This is a genomic window from Amycolatopsis albispora, from assembly GCF_003312875.1.
GTDB classification, from domain to species: Bacteria; Actinomycetota; Actinomycetes; order Mycobacteriales; family Pseudonocardiaceae; genus Amycolatopsis; species Amycolatopsis albispora.
In genome coordinates, this window is record NZ_CP015163.1 from 8,822,977 (window position 1) to 8,839,493 (window position 16,517).

The 16,517-nt window shown below is 70.1% G+C and carries 14 protein-coding genes; 12 read left to right on the forward strand and 2 right to left on the reverse strand.

Translation table 11 applies throughout. The features are described 5' to 3' along the window. Positions 1 to 46: 46 nt before the first annotated feature. From A4R43_RS41040 to A4R43_RS41055, 4 genes are all read left to right on the forward strand, one after another. Positions 47 to 1,327, forward strand: a complete 1,281-nt coding sequence (locus A4R43_RS41040; protein WP_113697008.1) for a hydroxyacid-oxoacid transhydrogenase — start codon at positions 47 to 49, stop codon at positions 1,325 to 1,327. Continuing rightward, positions 1,321 to 1,731 (forward strand): acyl-CoA thioesterase, encoded by a 411-nt coding sequence (locus tag A4R43_RS41045; protein WP_113697009.1) that lies wholly within the window; start codon positions 1,321 to 1,323, stop codon positions 1,729 to 1,731. Before A4R43_RS41040 ends, A4R43_RS41045 begins: the two co-directional genes overlap by 7 nt. Positions 1,732 to 1,972: 241 nt before the next feature. Then, positions 1,973 to 3,127 (forward strand): DUF222 domain-containing protein, encoded by a 1,155-nt coding sequence (locus A4R43_RS41050; RefSeq protein ID WP_113697010.1) that lies wholly within the window; start codon positions 1,973 to 1,975, stop codon positions 3,125 to 3,127. Further along, the gene (locus A4R43_RS41055) at positions 3,124 to 4,008 is read left to right on the forward strand and encodes an alpha/beta fold hydrolase (RefSeq protein WP_113697011.1); all 885 of its coding nucleotides are present in this window, start codon (positions 3,124 to 3,126) and stop codon (positions 4,006 to 4,008) included. Before A4R43_RS41050 ends, A4R43_RS41055 begins: the two co-directional genes overlap by 4 nt. Here the strand turns inward: A4R43_RS41055 and A4R43_RS41060 are convergent. Continuing rightward, positions 4,005 to 6,419, reverse strand: coding sequence for a glucan 1,4-alpha-glucosidase (locus A4R43_RS41060; RefSeq protein ID WP_113697012.1), 2,415 nt, complete (start codon positions 6,417 to 6,419; stop codon positions 4,005 to 4,007). The two genes, A4R43_RS41055 and A4R43_RS41060, sit on opposite strands and share 4 nt — an antisense overlap. Positions 6,420 to 6,705: 286 nt before the next feature. Between A4R43_RS41060 and A4R43_RS41065 the strand changes: the two genes are divergently transcribed. From A4R43_RS41065 to A4R43_RS41090, 6 genes are all read left to right on the forward strand, one after another. After that, positions 6,706 to 8,664 (forward strand): hypothetical protein, encoded by a 1,959-nt coding sequence (locus A4R43_RS41065; protein WP_162788781.1) that lies wholly within the window; start codon positions 6,706 to 6,708, stop codon positions 8,662 to 8,664. Beyond that, positions 8,661 to 10,142: an ABC transporter substrate-binding protein gene (locus A4R43_RS41070; protein WP_113697014.1), complete on the forward strand. Its 1,482-nt coding sequence runs from the start codon at positions 8,661 to 8,663 to the stop codon at positions 10,140 to 10,142. Before A4R43_RS41065 ends, A4R43_RS41070 begins: the two co-directional genes overlap by 4 nt. 22 nt (positions 10,143 to 10,164) lie before the next feature. Next, a complete protein-coding gene (locus A4R43_RS41075; protein ID WP_113697015.1) occupies positions 10,165 to 11,262 on the forward strand; it encodes a sensor histidine kinase in 1,098 nt (365 codons plus the stop codon). A gap of 98 nt (positions 11,263 to 11,360) precedes the next feature. Further along, positions 11,361 to 12,446, forward strand: coding sequence for a histidine kinase (locus A4R43_RS41080; RefSeq protein ID WP_113697016.1), 1,086 nt, complete (start codon positions 11,361 to 11,363; stop codon positions 12,444 to 12,446). After that, entirely contained in the window at positions 12,425 to 13,081 is a 657-nt protein-coding gene (locus tag A4R43_RS41085) for a response regulator transcription factor (protein WP_113697017.1), read from the forward strand. Before A4R43_RS41080 ends, A4R43_RS41085 begins: the two co-directional genes overlap by 22 nt. A gap of 99 nt (positions 13,082 to 13,180) precedes the next feature. Then, positions 13,181 to 13,813, forward strand: a complete 633-nt coding sequence (locus tag A4R43_RS41090; RefSeq protein ID WP_113697018.1) for a hypothetical protein — start codon at positions 13,181 to 13,183, stop codon at positions 13,811 to 13,813. Here A4R43_RS41090 and A4R43_RS41095 read toward each other — a convergent pair. Then, on the reverse strand, positions 13,797 to 14,597 hold the full coding sequence (locus tag A4R43_RS41095; protein WP_205215177.1) for an SDR family NAD(P)-dependent oxidoreductase: 801 nt from the start codon (positions 14,595 to 14,597) through the stop codon (positions 13,797 to 13,799). The genes A4R43_RS41090 and A4R43_RS41095 overlap by 17 nt on opposite strands. Before the next feature lie 206 nt (positions 14,598 to 14,803). Here A4R43_RS41095 and A4R43_RS41100 point away from each other — a divergent pair, with 206 nt between their 5' ends. Beyond that, positions 14,804 to 15,181 carry an STAS domain-containing protein gene (locus tag A4R43_RS41100; RefSeq protein WP_113697019.1) on the forward strand — a complete coding sequence of 126 codons (378 nt, stop codon included), beginning with the start codon at positions 14,804 to 14,806 and terminating at the stop codon, positions 15,179 to 15,181. 70 nt (positions 15,182 to 15,251) lie between these two features. Beyond that, positions 15,252 to 16,508 carry an amidase domain-containing protein gene (locus A4R43_RS41105; RefSeq protein ID WP_162788782.1) on the forward strand — a complete coding sequence of 419 codons (1,257 nt, stop codon included), beginning with the start codon at positions 15,252 to 15,254 and terminating at the stop codon, positions 16,506 to 16,508. Positions 16,509 to 16,517 lie beyond the last annotated feature (9 nt).

Below are 16,517 nucleotides of genomic sequence, written 5' to 3' on the forward strand. Positions count from 1 at the left end.
GGTCAATCCGGGTTCTGCGGACCGACGAGCGAGGGAGCACGACGGCGTGGCTTCAGCCGAACACGAGTCGATCTTCACCTACGGCGCCCCGGCGCTGAAGTACGGGAGCGGCTCGAGCGACGAGATCGGATACGACCTGACGCAGTACGGCGCGCGCCGCGTGCTCGTGCTCACCGACCCGGGTGTGGCCGCCACCGGCTGGCCACGCCGCATCGCCGACGGCATCGCCCGGTACGGCGTGGAGGCCGTGGTTTTCGACGGCGTGCACGTCGAACCGACGGACGTGAGCATGGGCAAGGCGGTGGACTACGCGCGCGGGCACGGCCCGTGGGACGCGTTCGTCGCGGTCGGCGGCGGGTCGAGCATCGACACCGCGAAGGCGGTCAACCTGCTGACCAGCAACGACGGCGAGCTGATGGACTACGTCAACGCGCCGGTCGGCGGCGGCCGGGCGCCGAGCGCGCCGCTGAAACCGCTGGTGGCGGTGCCGACGACCACCGGGACCGGCGCGGAGAGCACCACGGTCTGCGTGCTGGACGTGCTGTCGCTCCGGGTGAAGAGCGGGATCAGCCACCTGCGGCTGCGGCCGACGCTGGCGGTGGTCGATCCGCGGCTGACGGTCAGCCAGCCCGCCGCGGTGACCGCGGCGAGCGGGATGGACATCCTGTGCCACGCCGCCGAGAGCTACACCGCGAAGCCGTACACGTCGTTCGCGCGCAAGCGGCCGGAGGAGCGGGTGCCGTACTGCGGGGCGAATCCGCTGGCCGACATGTTCGCCGAGGAGTCGCTGCGGTTGCTGTCGCGGTCGCTGGTGGCGGCGGTGACCGACGGTTCGGACCTGCGGGCGCGGGAGGACATGGCGCTGGCGGCGACCTTCGCCGGGCTCGGCTTCGGGAACGCGGGGGTGCACATTCCCCACGCGAACGCGTATCCGGTGGCCGGGCAGGTGCGTGAGTTCCACCCGGAGGGGTATCCGGGTGACGAGCCGATGGTGCCGCACGGCATGGCGGTTTCCCTGACCGCGCCGGCGGCCTTCCGGTTCACCTTCGAGGCGGCGCCGGAGCGGCATCTGCGGGTGGCGCGGTTGCTGGCGCCGGAGTTCGAATGGTCCGGTGACGCGGCAGAGCACCTGCCCGCGGTGTTGCGCGACCTGATGCGGCGGATCGGCATTCCGAACGGGATCGGTGCCGTCGGGTTCGGACTGTCCGATGTGGATTCCCTGGTGTCGGGAACGGTGAAGCAGCAGCGGTTGCTGGCGACGGCGCCTCGTGAACCGTCCGAAGAGGACCTGGCCGGGATCCTGCGTGAGTCGGTGGAGCTGTGGTGAGCGAGTACCCGCACGTGCGCACGGTTCCGCTGCGGTGGAAGGACAACGACGTCTACGGGCATGTGAACAACGTGGTGCACTATTCGCTGATGGACACGGTGATCAATACCTGGCTGATCGAGGAGGGCGGGCTCGACATCGAGCGGGGTGAGGTCATCGGGTTGTGCGTGGAGTCGCATTGCAATTATCGGGGGTCGGTGTCTTTTCCTGGGTCGCTGGAGGTGGGGTTGCGCGTCGGGCACTTGGGACGGTCGAGTGTTCGGTATGAGATCGGGATGTTCTCGGGTGAAGGGGAGTTGATCGCTGAGGGGCATTTTGTGCATGTGTTCGTGGATAGGGAGTCGAGGCGGCCGGTGGAGGTTGGTGGGAAGTTGAGGGAGTCGCTTGAGGCATTGGCTGGATGAGTTTCGTAGTTCCGTTGTTTCGTTGTTTCGTTGGTTGAGTATTTGTAGGGGGTGCCGCCCCGATTTTTGATTGTGACTACGGCGAAGAAGCTCTTGTCAAGGCTGGAAAGAGTACCTTGACAAGAGCTTCTTCGCCGTGTTTTGGGCTGTGGATCGGGGGCGGGGGTGGTGTGGGCGGGCTTCGCGGTCGGTTTTTGTGTTCACCGTTTCGTTTCGAACGTATGTGTGATATTATGTGGGTATGGAATCTTCTGAGGGGGAGATCCTCCTTGATTTGAAATCCACGGCTGCGGAGATTGCCCGGCTTGAGGCCCGGTTGGTTCGGCAGGTGGTTTCCTTTGCCCGTGCGGCGTCGGTTCGGCGCGGGGTGGCGGAGGAATTGTCCATGGCGTTGTGTATGACCAAGTACAAGGCCCACGCGCTGATCGGCCATGCGGAGGGGTTGGTTGATCGGTTCCCGGCTGTGCTGGGGTTGGTGGAGGCTGGTGCTGTGCCGATGGCTTCGGCGGTGGCGGTGAATGACGCGGCGGCCTGGTTGGCTGACGATAAGGCGGCGGTGGTGGATGAGGTGATGGCTGGTCGCCTTGAGGGGAAGAATCCGACGGCGGCTCGCCGATCGGCGACTTCGGCGGCGGCTCGCGCTGATCCGGAAGGTTTTGAGGAGCGTGCTCGTAGGCCTCGTGAGGATCGTGGTCTCCATCTGCACCACGGGACTGCTGGCGTGGCTGGCCTCTCCCTCGAAAACGCTCCTGTCGAGAAGGCGGTGGCGGCGTATGTGTGCGTCGATCGCCAAGCTCGTTTGCTGAAGACTGCGGACGAGACCCGCACTCTCGACCAGCTGCGTGCCGACGTGGCACTGGACATGCTGGTGGGCAAGCAGTTCGGCGGTGAGGTGAAGGCCCACGTGTATCTGTATCTGGATGCTCTCACCTACGCCGGGCTTCGTAATGAGCCCGCTGAGTTGGCCGGGCACGGACCGATCCCGGCGTCGCTTGCCCGTGACATCGCCGCCCGGCCCGGCACGGTCTTCCAGCGCATTATCACTGATCCCACCACCGGACAAGTTGTGGAACTCGGCCGCCGGAAGTATCGGCCTCGGGCTGGGCTGGATGAGCTGGTGCGGGTTCGCGATCGCGAATGTCGTCGTCCTGGGTGTACCCGTCCGGCGCAGTTCGGCGACCTTGATCACTGCGACAAACGCGGCCGAGGTTGGAAAGACGGATGTCCCACGGGCACGACCACACTGGTCGGGTTATGTCGAGCTGACCACAAGTTGCGTGACCTGCCTGGGTGGCGCCACGAGGTCGCATCCGATGGCACCTTGACCATCACCACCCCGGCCAAGCAGACCTACCGCAGCCGTCCGGAGCCGTTGGGGCAGGATCGGGGGTTATGAGCCTTTCATCGGCCGGGCGGATTCAGACCCCGGTGCTGGACATCGCGTACGAGCAGGCGGGCGACCCCGGTGGCCAGCCGGTGGTGCTGCTCCACGGCTTCCCTTACGACGTGCGTGCCTTCGACGGCGTCGCCGAGAAGCTGCAGGGGGTCTGGGTCATCGCGCCGTACCTGCGCGGGTTCGGGCCGACGCGCTTCCGTGACGAGGGGGCCCTCCGGTCCGGGCAGCAGGGCGCGCTGGCGCAGGACCTCCGCGACCTCCTCGACGGGCTCGGCATCGAGCAGGCCGTCGTCGGTGGGTATGACTGGGGTGGGCGCGCGGCGTGCATAGCGGCGGCGTTGTGGCCCGAGCGCATCGCGGGACTGGTCACAGTGGACGGCTACAACGTGCAGAACCTCGCGTACGCGGGCGAACCCGCGCCGCCCGAGTGGGAGCGGACGTACTGGTATCAGTACTACTTCCAGTCCGAGCGGGGGCGGCGTGGGCTCGAGCGCAATCGCGAGGAGTTGTGTTCGCTGCTCTGGCGCACCTGGTCGCCGGAGTGGGCGGAGGCCGCGGCCGCCTTTCCCGCCAGTGCGCCGAGCCTGCACAATCCGGACTTCGTCGACGTGGCGATCCATTCGTACCGCCACCGCTTCGGCCTGGTCGACGGTGACCCGCGGTACCAGGAGATCGAGGACCGCGTCGCCGCGGAGCCGCCGATCGCCGTGCGCACCGTGGTGCTCGAAAGCGGTGCGGACGGGATCGGCGGGCCCAGTGCGGCGGACGACCGCGAGTACTTCACCGGCGACTACCGCCACCAGCTGTTACCGGGCATCGGGCACAACGTTCCACAGGAAGCACCCGAGGCCTTCGCCGAGGCGGTGGCGAGCCTGCTCTAGGGCCGCCAGGTGTCGGTCAGCGCCAGCGTGCAGCCGGTGGCCGTGGCCACGCGGTTCGCTCCCGACTCCCAGGTGACCGCATCGCCTTCCTTGCGCAGGTACTTGTACTGGAAGGTGGTGTCCTTCGGCAGGCCGACCGTGCCGGTCCACTGTGGATAGTTCACTGAGGACAGCGGGACGGCGTTCGCCGGGTTCCACGAGCCGAGTTCGGGCCGGTCGCCGACCACGAAGATGTTCTGGCCCCACGTGGTGGTCGCGTTGACCGAGAACTGGGCCGACACGCTCGCGCAACCGTTCGCGTACCGCTGCTTGACCACTGAGGGCGTTTCCACCGGCGCACCCGCGTCGATCGAGTGGGCGAGCCGGACGAACTGCGCCATCGACCACGCCAGCGGCGTCGCCGAGCCGGTGCCCTCGCCGAAGGTGAAGCCCCCGGTGCTCGCCCGGTCCCAGACCTGTTCCGGGATCAGGTAACCCGGGTTGGCCGCGGCCGCCATGGTGGCCAGGTGCGCCGATGCCGACCGGCCGTTCGCCAGCTCGTACTCCCCGCGCTCGCCGGTGAGCAGCGGCCACAACCGGCCGATCCCCGCGCCGGTGTACGGGCCACCGGAGGCGGTTTCGCCGTAACCGTCGTGGTTGTAGCGGTACCACATCGGGCCGTTCGGGGTGTTCACCTTGAGCGTCGAGTCCACTTCGGGCAGTGCGGCCGCGACGTCCGGATCGGCCGCGGGCTTCACACCGAGCCGTACCAGCTCCAGGAACCCGGCGTCGATGATGGCGCGCTCGTCGTGGTTGCCACCACCGTTCTGGAGGAAGATGTGCTGGCCGTCGTTGGGATTCCCGTTGCCGTCGATGCGCTCGAAGTACCGGCCGTCGCCGAGCGGGCCGGTGGTGGTGAAGGTCCAGCCGGTCACCTGCGCCTGCCACTGGTCGGCGGTGGTGCGGTAGGTGTTCGCGCTGGCCGTGTCGCCGTTGCGCTCGGCGATGTCGGCGGCGCAGATCAACCCGGCGATCTCCGCGGCGATGGTGGACGGCGAGTACCCGCCGTTCTCCTCCCAGCGTTCCTGCGGTGTCGACGGACCACGCGAGACCAGGAAGTCCGCCGACTTCTTCACCTTCGCCCACATCGCCGCGTCGAACCGCTGCAGCTGCCACACCAGCACGATCGGGAACGCGACCTCGTCCAACTGCAGGCTGGTCCAGCAGTTGGTGCCGTCGAGGCGCGTGTTCTGCGGGAACGAGCCGTCCGGGCGCTGCTGCACGGTGAACAGGTAGTCGGCCGAACGGTTCGCCGCCGCGGTGTCGCCCGCGGCGATCTGCGCGGTCGAGACCTGGTAGAGGTCGCGGGACCAGACGGCGTGGTAACCGCAGTCGCCGGTGCCGTTCGCGTCCTTCGCCTCACCCCACGGATTGGTCAGCGAGGCGACGTTCGCGCCGAGATAGGTCTTGTCCTCGTGGGCTTTGAGCGTCATCAGCGCGACGTTGTACTGCGTGGTCAGCCCGGCGCCGGTGATCGAGCCGGGCACGGCGTTCAGCGAGGACAGGTAGTTGTGCCAGCCGGAGCGGTAGGCGGTGTCGGCGGCCGTGAAACCGCCGGTGAGCGAGGCCGATGCGGTCGCCGACGCGGCCGCGCGGTTGCCGCCGAAGCCCAGGGCGAGGGTGAACGTGGTGTCCGTGCCCACCGGGATCTGGCCCAGCTGCACCAGGTTCCCGGACGCCGGCGCGGAGTCGTACTGCGCGTCCAGCACGTGGTTGCCGCTGAGGTCCACGTACCCGTCGCTCGCACTGCCGCTGTACCCGCTGGTCAGCTTGCTGAATCCGGTGGACGCGGCCAGCGCGCTGGACACCGGGCCGTCGGAGGCGACCAGCTGGCCGTTCGCGGTCGCGCCGGTGTCGCCCATGCCGCTGTTGTTCAGCGACGGGTTGTACAGCGCGTACAACTGGAGTGGCCCGCCGCTGAGCACCTCGAACCTGGTCTGGATCAACACGGTCGCGCGTGCCGGGTCGGTGGTGTGCGTTTTGGTGATCCGGTAGCGGCCGTTGGTGGCGGTGTTGGTCTGCCGGTAGCTCAGCGACCGCGGATCGATCAGCGTCACCTGCTTGGTGGTGTGGTCGCGTTCGAGCTGGGTGAACCCGGCGCCGTCGGAGACCACGTACTGCAGGTCCTGCACGTTGGCCACGTCCACGGTGGGGTAGTAGACCTCGTGGTTGATGCCCTGGCCGAGGGTGAACCAGACCTTGGAGGCGGTCCCGGCGGAGGTGCCGAACCCCTCCTTGCCGCCGGTGGTCCAGGCCGAGCCGGTGCCCGGCGCGCCGGGGGCTTCAGCGGGCGCGGCGGCGGCCGGCGCGGGCAAGGCGACCAAGGCGAGCGTGAGCAGAGCGGCGGAAACGCGCCGCTTCGGAGACTTCATGACGGTGTCCTTCCCACAGGCGTCGTTGGCAGCAGGAATTTGTTGTTCGTCGCAACATATTGCGCGGCGCGGCCGGGCGACAGGGCCGATCGGGCTAACCCGGACCAGTGCGCCCCGGTGGTCCGGCCGGGCCGCCTTCCGCTGGGTGGATCACCGGATAGCGGCAGCGATCGCCCCCGTTCGGCGGTATGAAGCACGCCCGGAAATGGTAAACGAACACCCGTTTTCCGATCGTGACAAATGCTCTCTATATTGATTGCTCCTACTTGTCGAACAAAGGGCGAAGATGACTGGTGAGCCGACCCGGCTGGCCGGAATGCGGCCGATCACCGTCGGGCTCATCGAAAAGTGCCTGGCGCGGCCAGGTGGGCAGAGCTGGGGTGCGCCGCTGGTCGTCGCGCTCGGTGCGCGCGGCACCGGGAAGACCGCGCTGCTGCGGGAATTGGCCGAGCGCTGCGCCGAGCTGCCGCACGCGCTGGTCGATTTCGAGAAAGAGGACTGGTCGAACATCGAGCCGCGAGAACTGCTCGGTCACCTCGCCTTCGACCTGAGCAGGCATTGGCGGCAGTTCGGCCGGATCGCATTTCCGCGGTTGTGGCTGTGCATGCTCGTGGTGGGCTCCCCGGTGGAAATCGGCGACCGCCGCCTCGCGCTGCGGAAATTGCGCGAGGTGCTGGCGCAGAACCAGCCGCTGGAGCAGAACCGCGACGCCGTGGTCGACGTGGTGCGGCTGGCCGGCGGCATCGGCGGGCAGAGCACGCCGGGCTGGCCGGAGGCCACCGACCTGCTGCTGCGCGGGCTGAGCTGGTACGACCGCAGGCGGCTGCTCGGCAAGATCAAGAGCCTGCCCGCCAGTTCCGGCAGCCGCGAGGACTTCCTGATCGAGATCGCGCGCTGGGCGCAGGGCGACGAGGACGACCGCGCCGCCGCCGACGCCACCTTCTGCGACGCCTTCCTCGCCGACCTGCGCCGCGCCTACTCCGGGGTCAACCGCGCCCGCCGCACGCTCAACGCCGCCGTGCTGCTGGACAACACGCACACCCCTGGCGGGCAGGCGTTCCTGCACGTGCTCGCCGAAGCACGCCGCCGCGCCGGTCCCGAGCCCGATCCGCTCGCCGTGTTCGCCACCAGCCGCGGCTGGAACCCGGACTGGAACAGCAGCTGGCACCCGCCCACCGCGTCCGGAGTGGACGAACCGGAGCGGCGCCGCCCGTCGGCCGAGCGCACCGGCGGCGTGTCCTGGCCGCGCCCGCGCACACCGTCCGAAGTGGACGATGACTGGGCGGTGCCGGTGGAGCAGGCGCACGGCCGCTGGTGGCCGTGGTACCTGGTCGAACTCGGCACGCTGTCCGACGACGACACCGTCGACCTCGCGATGGCGCACGACATCCACCCGACCTCGCGGCTGCCCGGGTTCGTGCACCGGCTGACCGACGGCCACCCCGGTGCCACCACCGCCGTGCTGGAAACCATCGCCAGCGGCTACGACCGGTCGAACCCGACCGAGCTGCGCTCGCTCTGCCACGCCGAGTTCCCGCGGCTGCGCGAATACCTGCTGCAGGACTTCCCGGCCGCCAGCCGCGAGGACCTGATCACCGCGAGCGCCGCGCAGGACGTGGAAATCCTGTTCCACCGCGAAATCCTGTCGCTGCACCAGCCGGTGGGCGAAGGCGCGCTGTTCAAGACGCTGAGCGACACGCTGTGGCTCTGCGCGGAACCCGGCGACCTGCCGCGGTACGCCCTGCATCCATTGCTGCGCCGCGTGCTGCTCGGTGAACTCGCCGAACGCGGTGAGGACCACGAGCTGAACTGGGACCGGGTGCACACGCTGTGCCGCGACTTCTACGAACGCGGCGGGCGCGCGGTTTCCGCGCGGTACCACGACCTCGCGCTGGGCAACGTCGCGGACGCGGTGGCGCACCTGCGGAAGCCGTTCGACGGGGAGCTCGACGTGCGGCAGGCGCAGGCGTGGCTGGCCGACCTCGACCAGATCACCGCCGCGCCCAACCGGCTGGACAAAACCGCCGAGCCGTACGACCAGGTGCAGGCGCACGCCGGGCAGTGGGCCGACGAACTGGACAGCACGCTCGCCTGGCTGCTGGTTTCGCTGTGGATCGCGCGTGATCCGCTCGGTGATCCCGGCGGCACGCTGGACAGCACCATCGAAAGCAGTTTCCACCACCTGGCGCAGGGCAGGGGCCGCGGCTCGATGCTGCTGCACGAACGCGCGGAGAGGTATCGATGAGCACGGGAACCGACCGGATCACCCCGCCGAAGCCCGCATGGTGGAAGTGGCTGTGGGTGGGTGGCGCGGTGGTGCTGGTGGTTGCCGTGGTGGTCGCGGTGACCGTGGTGGTGCCCGCGATCAACCAGGCGGCGCGCACCTGCGACGAGGGCGTGGAGCAGCGCGGCGAGCTGTCGGAGTGCACCGGCGTCACCGACGGCCGGTACGTGTTCTCCCCGGACCTGGCCGGCGTGCAGGGCCGCATCCGCGCCGAGAACGACGCGGTGCTCGCCTCCGGTGAGCCCTACGTCAGCGTCGCGGTGTTCCTGCCGATGACGCTGGCGAAGCCGGACATCCTGTCGCCGGAATGGGTGCGGCACCAGTTGCAGGGCGCCTACCTGGCACAGCTGCGGGCGAACGCCGGGGCGTGGGGCGGCAGCACACCCCGGATCCGGCTGCTGCTGGCGAATCCCGGTAGCAGGCTGGCCCAGTGGGAGCCGGTGGTCGCCGAGCTGGAACGCCGCATCGAACCGGACCGCCTGGTCGCGGTGACCGGCATCGGGCTGAGCCTGGACGACGCACGCCGCGCGATGACCCGGCTGTCCGAACTGAAGATCCCGATCATCGGCTCGCACCTGGCCGCCGACGAACTCTCGCAGATCCCCGGGTTCCTGCGGGTTTCGCCGACCAGCTCGACGTACGCCCAGTCGGCGGCGAACCACATCAAGCCGACCGCGCGCACGGCGATGCTGGTGCGGGACAGCAATCCCGGTGACCTCTACCCGAAAACCCTGGCCGACGCGTTCACCGCGCGGTTCGCCGACAACGAGCACCGGATCGTCGGGCGCACCGAGCTGTTCGACTCGACCCTGCCCGGCGTGGAGAACACCTTCCTGCAGATGATGCCGAACCTGTGCGGCAACGATCCGGACGTGGTCTACTTCGCCGGCCGCGAGCACCACCTGACCGCGTTCATCGCGGAACTGGCCAACCGCCGGTGCCTCGACCAGCCGATCACCGTGCTGACCGGCGACCTCGCGCTCGTCGAGGCGCCCGACGCGGCGATGCGGCGCGGGCTGGAGGCGAACGTGACCGTGCTCGCGCCGGGGCTGGCGCACCCGCAGGCGTGGAGCACCACGCCGGAGGAGTTCAGCCGCGTCTCGGTGGAGGGCTTCCGCCAGCCGGGCTGCGAGGACTGCTTCGAGGCGATGTTCCCCGGCGAACGGCTCGACGACGGCGTCGCGATCCTCGCGCACGACGCGGTGCTGACCGCGGTGTGGGCCGTCCGGCATTCGGTGGCGAACCCGGCCGGGCAGGTGACCGCGCGCGATGTGCTGCAGGTTCGCAACCGGTTGCACGGCGAGCTGGCCATTCCGGGGGCCAGCGGGCGGATCTCGTTCGACGACCGCGGCGACCCGGTGAACAAGGCGGTCCCGATCCTGCGGGTCCGCGTGGACGACACCCCCGAATTCGTCGCACTGGCTACCCCGGCTGGTTGAAGCATCTGCTTGACTGCCGGGCGTGCACCCCGACAACTCCGTCGAAGCCGAGTCGCGTGCCGTGGTCGGGCGCTTCGCCGGGGTGGCCAGGGGTGCCGGCCTGGTGGTGATCAGCGTGTTCGGCGTGCTCGCCACGCCGTCGGACGCGCTGCCGCTGGGCTTCGGCCTGCTCGCGCTGGCGGTGGTCGCCGCGCTCGCCGAGGTCCACACGGGACGGACGGGCCGCGGCCGCCGGGTGGCCTTCGCGCTGGCGCTGGCCAGGGCCGCGGCGATCTGCGCGGCCCAGCTGGAAACCGCGCCGGAACCGGGTGAGCTGAACCAGTGGGCGCTGAACGTGCTCACCATCACCGTGATCACGCTGCAGTGGGAGTGGCCGCCCAGGGTGACCGTGCCCGCGGTGGCCTGCCTGCTGGTGGTGCAGCTCGCCCCGCTCGCGCCGGAGGACAGCGTGAGCACGGTGCTGCGCGTGCTGATCGAAGGCGTGCTGGCGCGGCTGGCGTTCCAGCTGCTGGTGCGCTCGACGCGGCGCATCGACCGGCTGCGCGCGCGGCGTGCCCGGCTCGAGCGCGAGGAATCCCTTGCCCAGCAACGAAGGCGGCAGGAACGCGAGTACCTGGCCGTGCTGCACGACACCGCGTCGGCCACCTTCCTGATGGTGGCCCAGCGCGGGGCGAGCGCCGACCCGGCCGAGGTCGCCGAGTACGCCCGCCGTGATCTGTCCATTCTCACCGGTGCCACCGGCCGGGACAGCATGGTCGAGTTGGAGGCGTCGCTGCGCGGAGTGCTGGCGCAGAGCCCGGTCCGGGTGGACGCGCGGTGGTCGCCGGTGCCGCTGCTGCCCGCGTCGGCCGCGCTGGCGCTGGTGCGCGCGGTGCGGGAGGCGCTGCTGAACGTCGAGCGGCACGCCGGGGTGACCGAGGCCGTGCTCACCGTGGAGGCCGGGGTACGCGTGACCGTCCGCGACGAGGGCCGCGGGTTCGACCCGGCGGCGGTGCCCGCGCACCGGCGTGGCATCCGGGGCTCGCTGGTGGAGCGCATGGCCGCGGCGGGCGGCCGGGCGACGGTGACCTCCGCGCCGGGCGAGGGCACCACGGTCGAGCTGAGCTGGCCCGATGACTGAGCCCGGGACCCGGCGCCGCCCGGACACAAATGTGGCTTTCGGAGCGGAAAACGCCCCGAAAGCCACATTCGTGTCCGCGGCACGGGCGGAGTGGTCCGATGACTGACCTCGCGAGGCTCGACGGCACCGATCGTGTGCTCGGCATCGTGCGGCTGGCCCTGCTGGTGGTGGTCGCCGCGATCCAGCCCGCGCTCAGCCTGCCCGTGGTGGACAGCACCGCGGGCTGGGCGGCCTTCGGCGCGCTCGCGGGCGTGACGGTGACGGCCGCCTGCTGGGTGGTCCGCGGGCGGCCGGTGCCGCTGCCGGTGGCCGTGCCGCTCGCCGTGGTGGTGCTCGCGGCGTCGACCGTGGCGACCTGGGAGGTGCCGCCGGACGAGTTGTTCGGCGGCCGCCACTGGTCCTTCGGCCTGGCCGGCTGGCACCTGCTGGTGCTGCTGGTGGACCGCGCCGCGCTGGCGGCGACCGCGCTCGGCGCGCTGGTGGTGCTCACGCTGGCGCGGGTGGCCACCACCGCGCCCACCGATCGCGGCGAGATCGGCCGGGTGGCGATCGTGGTGCTCAGCGTGATCAGCTTCCAGCTGGCCACGCTGGCGCTGACCCGCCTGGTGCACCGGCGCGCGCGGCAGGCGGCCGAAGCCGCCGCCGAGCGCGACCGGCAGGCCCAGCGCAAGGCGCTCGCCGAGCAGCAGGAGGCCGACCAGCGCATCCGGTTCGCCGGTCAGCTCGGCGCGACGCTGCCGCTGCTGGCCGCGATGGCCGACCGCACGCTGGACCCGCGCGACGACACCACCCGGCAGCGCTGCGTGCTGGCGGCCACCCAGTTGCGGCGGTTGTTCGCCGAGAACGACGACGTGCCCGACCCGCTGGTGCACGAGGTCTCCGCCTGCGTGGACCTCGCCGAGCGCCGCGGGCTCACCGTGGCGCTGGCGGTCAGCGGCGAGCCGACGCCCGTGCCGACGGAAGTCCGCCGCGAGCTGACCGCGCCGCTGGTGACCGCGCTGGTCGCGGCCCGTACCCAGGCGCGGGTGAGCGTCCTGCGCACGGGTGAAGAGGTACGGGTGGCGGTGATCACCGACGGTGAGCCGGGTGAAGCTCCGGCAAGTTCCCCACGGGTCGGCGTCGAGTGCCACACACTGGGAGCGCGGCTGTGGATGGAGGCGAAATGGCGTTCGGAACCGAGTTGACCGCGGTGGTCATCGACGATCACCCGGCCGTGCGCGCGGGCGTGGTGCACTGGCTGTCTTCGGGCAGCCCGCCGATCAAGGTGCTCGCCGAGGGCGAGGACGTGCGCGTCGCGTGGATCGGCGACGGCGCGCGGGCCGACGTGGTCATCCTCGACCTGCACCTGAACAGCACCACCCCGGCCATGGGCGACCTGCGCCGGCTCACCGAGGCGGGCAGGCGCGTGGTGGTCTACTCGATGCGCGCCGACGACGACATCGCGTTGCAGTGCCTCGAACTCGGCGCGCTCTGCTACCTCACCAAGGCCGAAGGCGACGAGCACCTGGTCGAGGCGGTCCGCGCGGCCGGTGGTGACCGCGCGTACACGCCGCCGTCGCTGGCCGGCGCACTGGCGGGTGACCGCTCCGAACGCCGTCCGGCGCTCTCGGCACGCGAGACCGAGGTGCTCATCGAGTGGTTCCAGTCAGAGTCGAAGGAATTTGTCGCGCACCGGCTCGGCATCTCACCCAACACGGTGAACTCGCATCTCGAACGCATCCGGATCAAGTACGCGCAGATCGGGCGGGAAGCACCGACCAAGGCGGCACTGGTGGCCCGTGCCATTCAGGACGGGCTGATCGGCGTGAGCGATCTGTGATCTAGGGTGGTGCGAACGGACCATACCGGTTGGTCCGTTCGGAGATACTGTGCGTGCCGAGCGCCGGAGCCGATTCGGCCGGGGAGCCCGAGGAGATTGATGAAGTACGACCGTACCGCGGTGTTGGCCGCCGGTTTTGCCGCTTTGACGCTGCTGTCCGCCTGTGGCGGCGGTGAGCAGGCGCCGCCCGCGGCGCCCGCACCCGCGCCCGCGGAGTCGGCCGCGCCCGCCGCCGAGTCCAGCGCACCCCCCGCCGAGTCCGGCACGCCTGCCGGTTCGGCCGAGGCCGTCGCGCCCGGCACCGAGCTGAAGGTCGGTGAGCGCGCGGTGCTGTCGTACAAGTACGGCACCGACAAGACCGGCACCATCGCGGTCACCGTGAACGCGATCGAACTGGGCTCGAACGCGGATCTGGCCTCCTTCGGCGACAAGGCCAAGGGCATGATCCCGGTGTACATCCGGTCGACCGTGGAGAACGTCGGCGGCACCGACCTCGCCTACAGCTCGGTGCGGTTGCGCGCGGTCGGCCCGGACGGGCGCGGCACCGGCGTGATCATCACCGGCGACACCCCGCAGTGCGAGTCGGAGTCCGCGGACAAGGACTTCACCAAGGCCGGCGCGAAGTACGAAACCTGCGAGCTGCAGGCGGTCCGCGAAGGCGGCGAGATCGGCGGCGCGACCTTCTCGGACAGCGAGGAATACAAGGACAAGCCGGTCATCTGGAAGAAGTAAGGCCGAGCCCGGCGAGACGAGCCGCGTCGGCGGGGTCGAACAGCCCGTTCCGCACGTCCAATTCGGTGTGCAGGTGGAACGCGCTGAGCGAGGCCGACGGCGGCTCGTCGAGCAGGGCCAGCAGTGGCGGCACCACCTCGGTGGCCGGTTTCGCCAGCGCCTTCTGCTGCTCGATGAACGCGGCCGTGGCGGGGTCGTAGTCACCGGCGAACCCGGTCGCCGTGGTGCCGGGGTGGAACAACGCGTAGGCGATGCCGGGGTGCCGCCGCGCGAAGTCGACGCCGAGCAGGTCGTTGAGCCGCCCGGCCTGGAACATCGCGCGCACGCCGTCGTAACCGCGGGTGCTTTGCAGGTCGTCCCAGTCGATCGGGGTGTCGTGCCCCGGTCCCGCCACGTTCACCACCACCGGCCGGGCGGCCCGCCCGAGTGCGCCGGCCAGCTCCTCGCCGAGCACGGCCCGGCTCAGGTAGAACAACGCGAAGTTGTGCTCGAACCCCTCTTCGGTGACCACGCGGCTGGTCTGGAAATAACGCGCGCAGAGCACGAGCCCGTCGATCACCGGATGGGCGTCCCGTAGTCCGGCCGCGACCGCCCGCGTGCCCGACATCAGGCTCAGGTCGGCTTCGAGAAAGCTGATCGCGCCACCACCGTCGCGGACCAGCCGTTCCCCGCGTTCACGGTGGCGCCCGAGCACCACCGCCCGGTCACCGCGTGCCGCCAGCGCCCGCGCGAGCGCGGCCCCGATCCCGTCCGTGCCACCGGTGATCACCACTGTCTTCGCCATGCCGCCGACCGTACCAGCTGGACCACAAAATTGAACCCGTTGGTTCAATCCGGCGGCGGCCGCGGTACGCAACCCTGCGCGCCGGGGCGATTGCTTGTACGGTCGGAGTGTCTCGGTTCAGACAGCAGCCGTCACCCACTCCGGTTGGATCAACCGCTTTCCGGGGGCGGCGCTCCCGCGGCGTTCTCGGTTCGTGAGGAGGCCGCATGCCCTACCCCAACGCCCGCGCCGGCATGGTCGTCTCGACCACCGCCGAAGCCACCGTCGTCGCCATCGGCGGTGAGGTCGACGCGCTGCTCACCCCGCGCCTGCGCGACCAGCTCGCCATCGAAATCCAGCTCGCCCCCCGCGCCCTCGTGGTGGACTTGAGCGGGGTCCGGTTCTGCTCGTCGGCGGCGCTCGGCGTGCTGATCGGTGCCTGCGGTGACGCCCGCACCGCGGGCATCCCGTTCGCCGTGGTCACCCGCCAGCACGCCGTGCTCCGCCCGATGGAACTGCTGAACCTGCGTGAACTGCTGGCGGTGCGCCCCACCGTCGACGAAGCACTGGCCTGGGCCGCCCGCCCGCTCACCTCGCCCGGCTGAGCACCGCCCGCCCGAATGTGGGGTGATCGACCGGCACACCCCCGCGTGCCACCGGGCGAAGGTGGACGCCATGGTCAGCTACCAACAGCTCCGGGCGGCCAAGCCGGACACCTTCGCCACCGCGGCCGACGACTGGCTCAAGCTCGCCAAGGAGGCCGAGACCGCGGCCGAAAACCTCTACGAGCGCGGCGGCAACGCGCTCGGTGAGCAGTGGTCGGACACGCTCGGCGAGAAGGCGGGCGGGCACTGCCGCAAGATCGCGCAGGACTTCCAGGCCGCGGGCATGGCGATCCGCGGGGTGGTGACCACGCTCGACGGCCTCGCCACCGCGCTGGCCGCGGCCAAGCGGAACCTCGACACCGCCGTGCAGTTCGCCACCGGTGCCGGGCTGGAGGTCGACGACACCGGCAAGGTGACCGTGCCCGCCGGCGCCGACGACCCGAAGGCCGAGGAACGCGCCAAGCGCGCCGGCTGGCTCATCTGGGACGCGGTCAACGACGCCACCAAGATCGACGAGGACGCCGCCGCCAGCCTGAAGCGGCTGATCCAGCCCGCGGGCATCACCAAGCTGATGACCCAGGACGAACTGGCCAAGGACATCCTCAACGACGAGGTGAAGAAGGCCGGGCACACCGGGCTGGCCATGCTCCGCCAGACGATGCCGCTCAACGCCGACGCGCAGACGCAGGCGGAGTGGTGGAAGTCCCTCAGCGAGGACCAGCGCAAGCAGTACCTGCGTGGCGCGCCGGTGCAGCTGTACGACATGCCGGGCATTCCCGACGACATCAAGACCGAGCTCGTCGGCAACGACGGGCTGAACCGGATCGAAATGATCCGCTGGGCCGAAAAGCACGGCGAGAGCGGCTATTCCGACGTGCCGGGCATGGAGAACTGCACCAACTTCGTTTCCTACGCGATGAACGAAGGCGGCATGGTGCCGCACGACAAAACCGGGGACAAGGGCTGGAACCAGGACCACCAGGGCCTGCCGAAACTGCCGTTCGTCGGCTCGCCGGACCAGTACCGGCAGGGTGACGCGTGGGCGGCCGCGCAGAACCACCACGACTACATGCTCAAGAACGGTGGCGAAAGCGTCAAGGTGCCCGACGCGCGGCCCGGCGACCTGCTGTACATGCGCAACGAAAAGGGCGTGATCCACCACGCGTCGGTGGTCACCGCGGTCACCCCGGACGGGGAAATCCTCTACACGCAGCACAATTCGAACCACACCAACATCGGGCTCAACCACCGCCTGTCGCACAACGAAACCCGCACCGGCGCCGGGGACGAGCCGCTGATCGTCCGCCCCCACCCGAACTGGGACTGAAAGGAGAAA

Excerpts from the sequence above, each read along its gene's own strand:
- A4R43_RS41065 (WP_162788781.1), top strand. The coding sequence starts at position 6,706 with ATGACTGGTGAGCCGACCCGGCTGGCCGGAATGCGGCCGATCACCGTC.
- A4R43_RS41070 (WP_113697014.1), top strand. The coding sequence starts at position 8,661 with ATGAGCACGGGAACCGACCGGATCACCCCGCCGAAGCCCGCATGGTGG.
- A4R43_RS41095 (WP_205215177.1), bottom strand. The coding sequence starts at position 14,597 with ATGGCGAAGACAGTGGTGATCACCGGTGGCACGGACGGGATCGGGGCC.
- A4R43_RS41060 (WP_113697012.1), bottom strand. The coding sequence starts at position 6,419 with ATGAAGTCTCCGAAGCGGCGCGTTTCCGCCGCTCTGCTCACGCTCGCC.
- A4R43_RS41055 (WP_113697011.1), top strand. The coding sequence starts at position 3,124 with ATGAGCCTTTCATCGGCCGGGCGGATTCAGACCCCGGTGCTGGACATC.
- A4R43_RS41090 (WP_113697018.1), top strand. The coding sequence starts at position 13,181 with ATGAAGTACGACCGTACCGCGGTGTTGGCCGCCGGTTTTGCCGCTTTG.
- A4R43_RS41085 (WP_113697017.1), top strand. The coding sequence starts at position 12,425 with ATGGCGTTCGGAACCGAGTTGACCGCGGTGGTCATCGACGATCACCCG.
- A4R43_RS41100 (WP_113697019.1), top strand. The coding sequence starts at position 14,804 with ATGCCCTACCCCAACGCCCGCGCCGGCATGGTCGTCTCGACCACCGCC.
- A4R43_RS41080 (WP_113697016.1), top strand. The coding sequence starts at position 11,361 with ATGACTGACCTCGCGAGGCTCGACGGCACCGATCGTGTGCTCGGCATC.
- A4R43_RS41050 (WP_113697010.1), top strand. The coding sequence starts at position 1,973 with ATGGAATCTTCTGAGGGGGAGATCCTCCTTGATTTGAAATCCACGGCT.
- A4R43_RS41105 (WP_162788782.1), top strand. The coding sequence starts at position 15,252 with ATGGTCAGCTACCAACAGCTCCGGGCGGCCAAGCCGGACACCTTCGCC.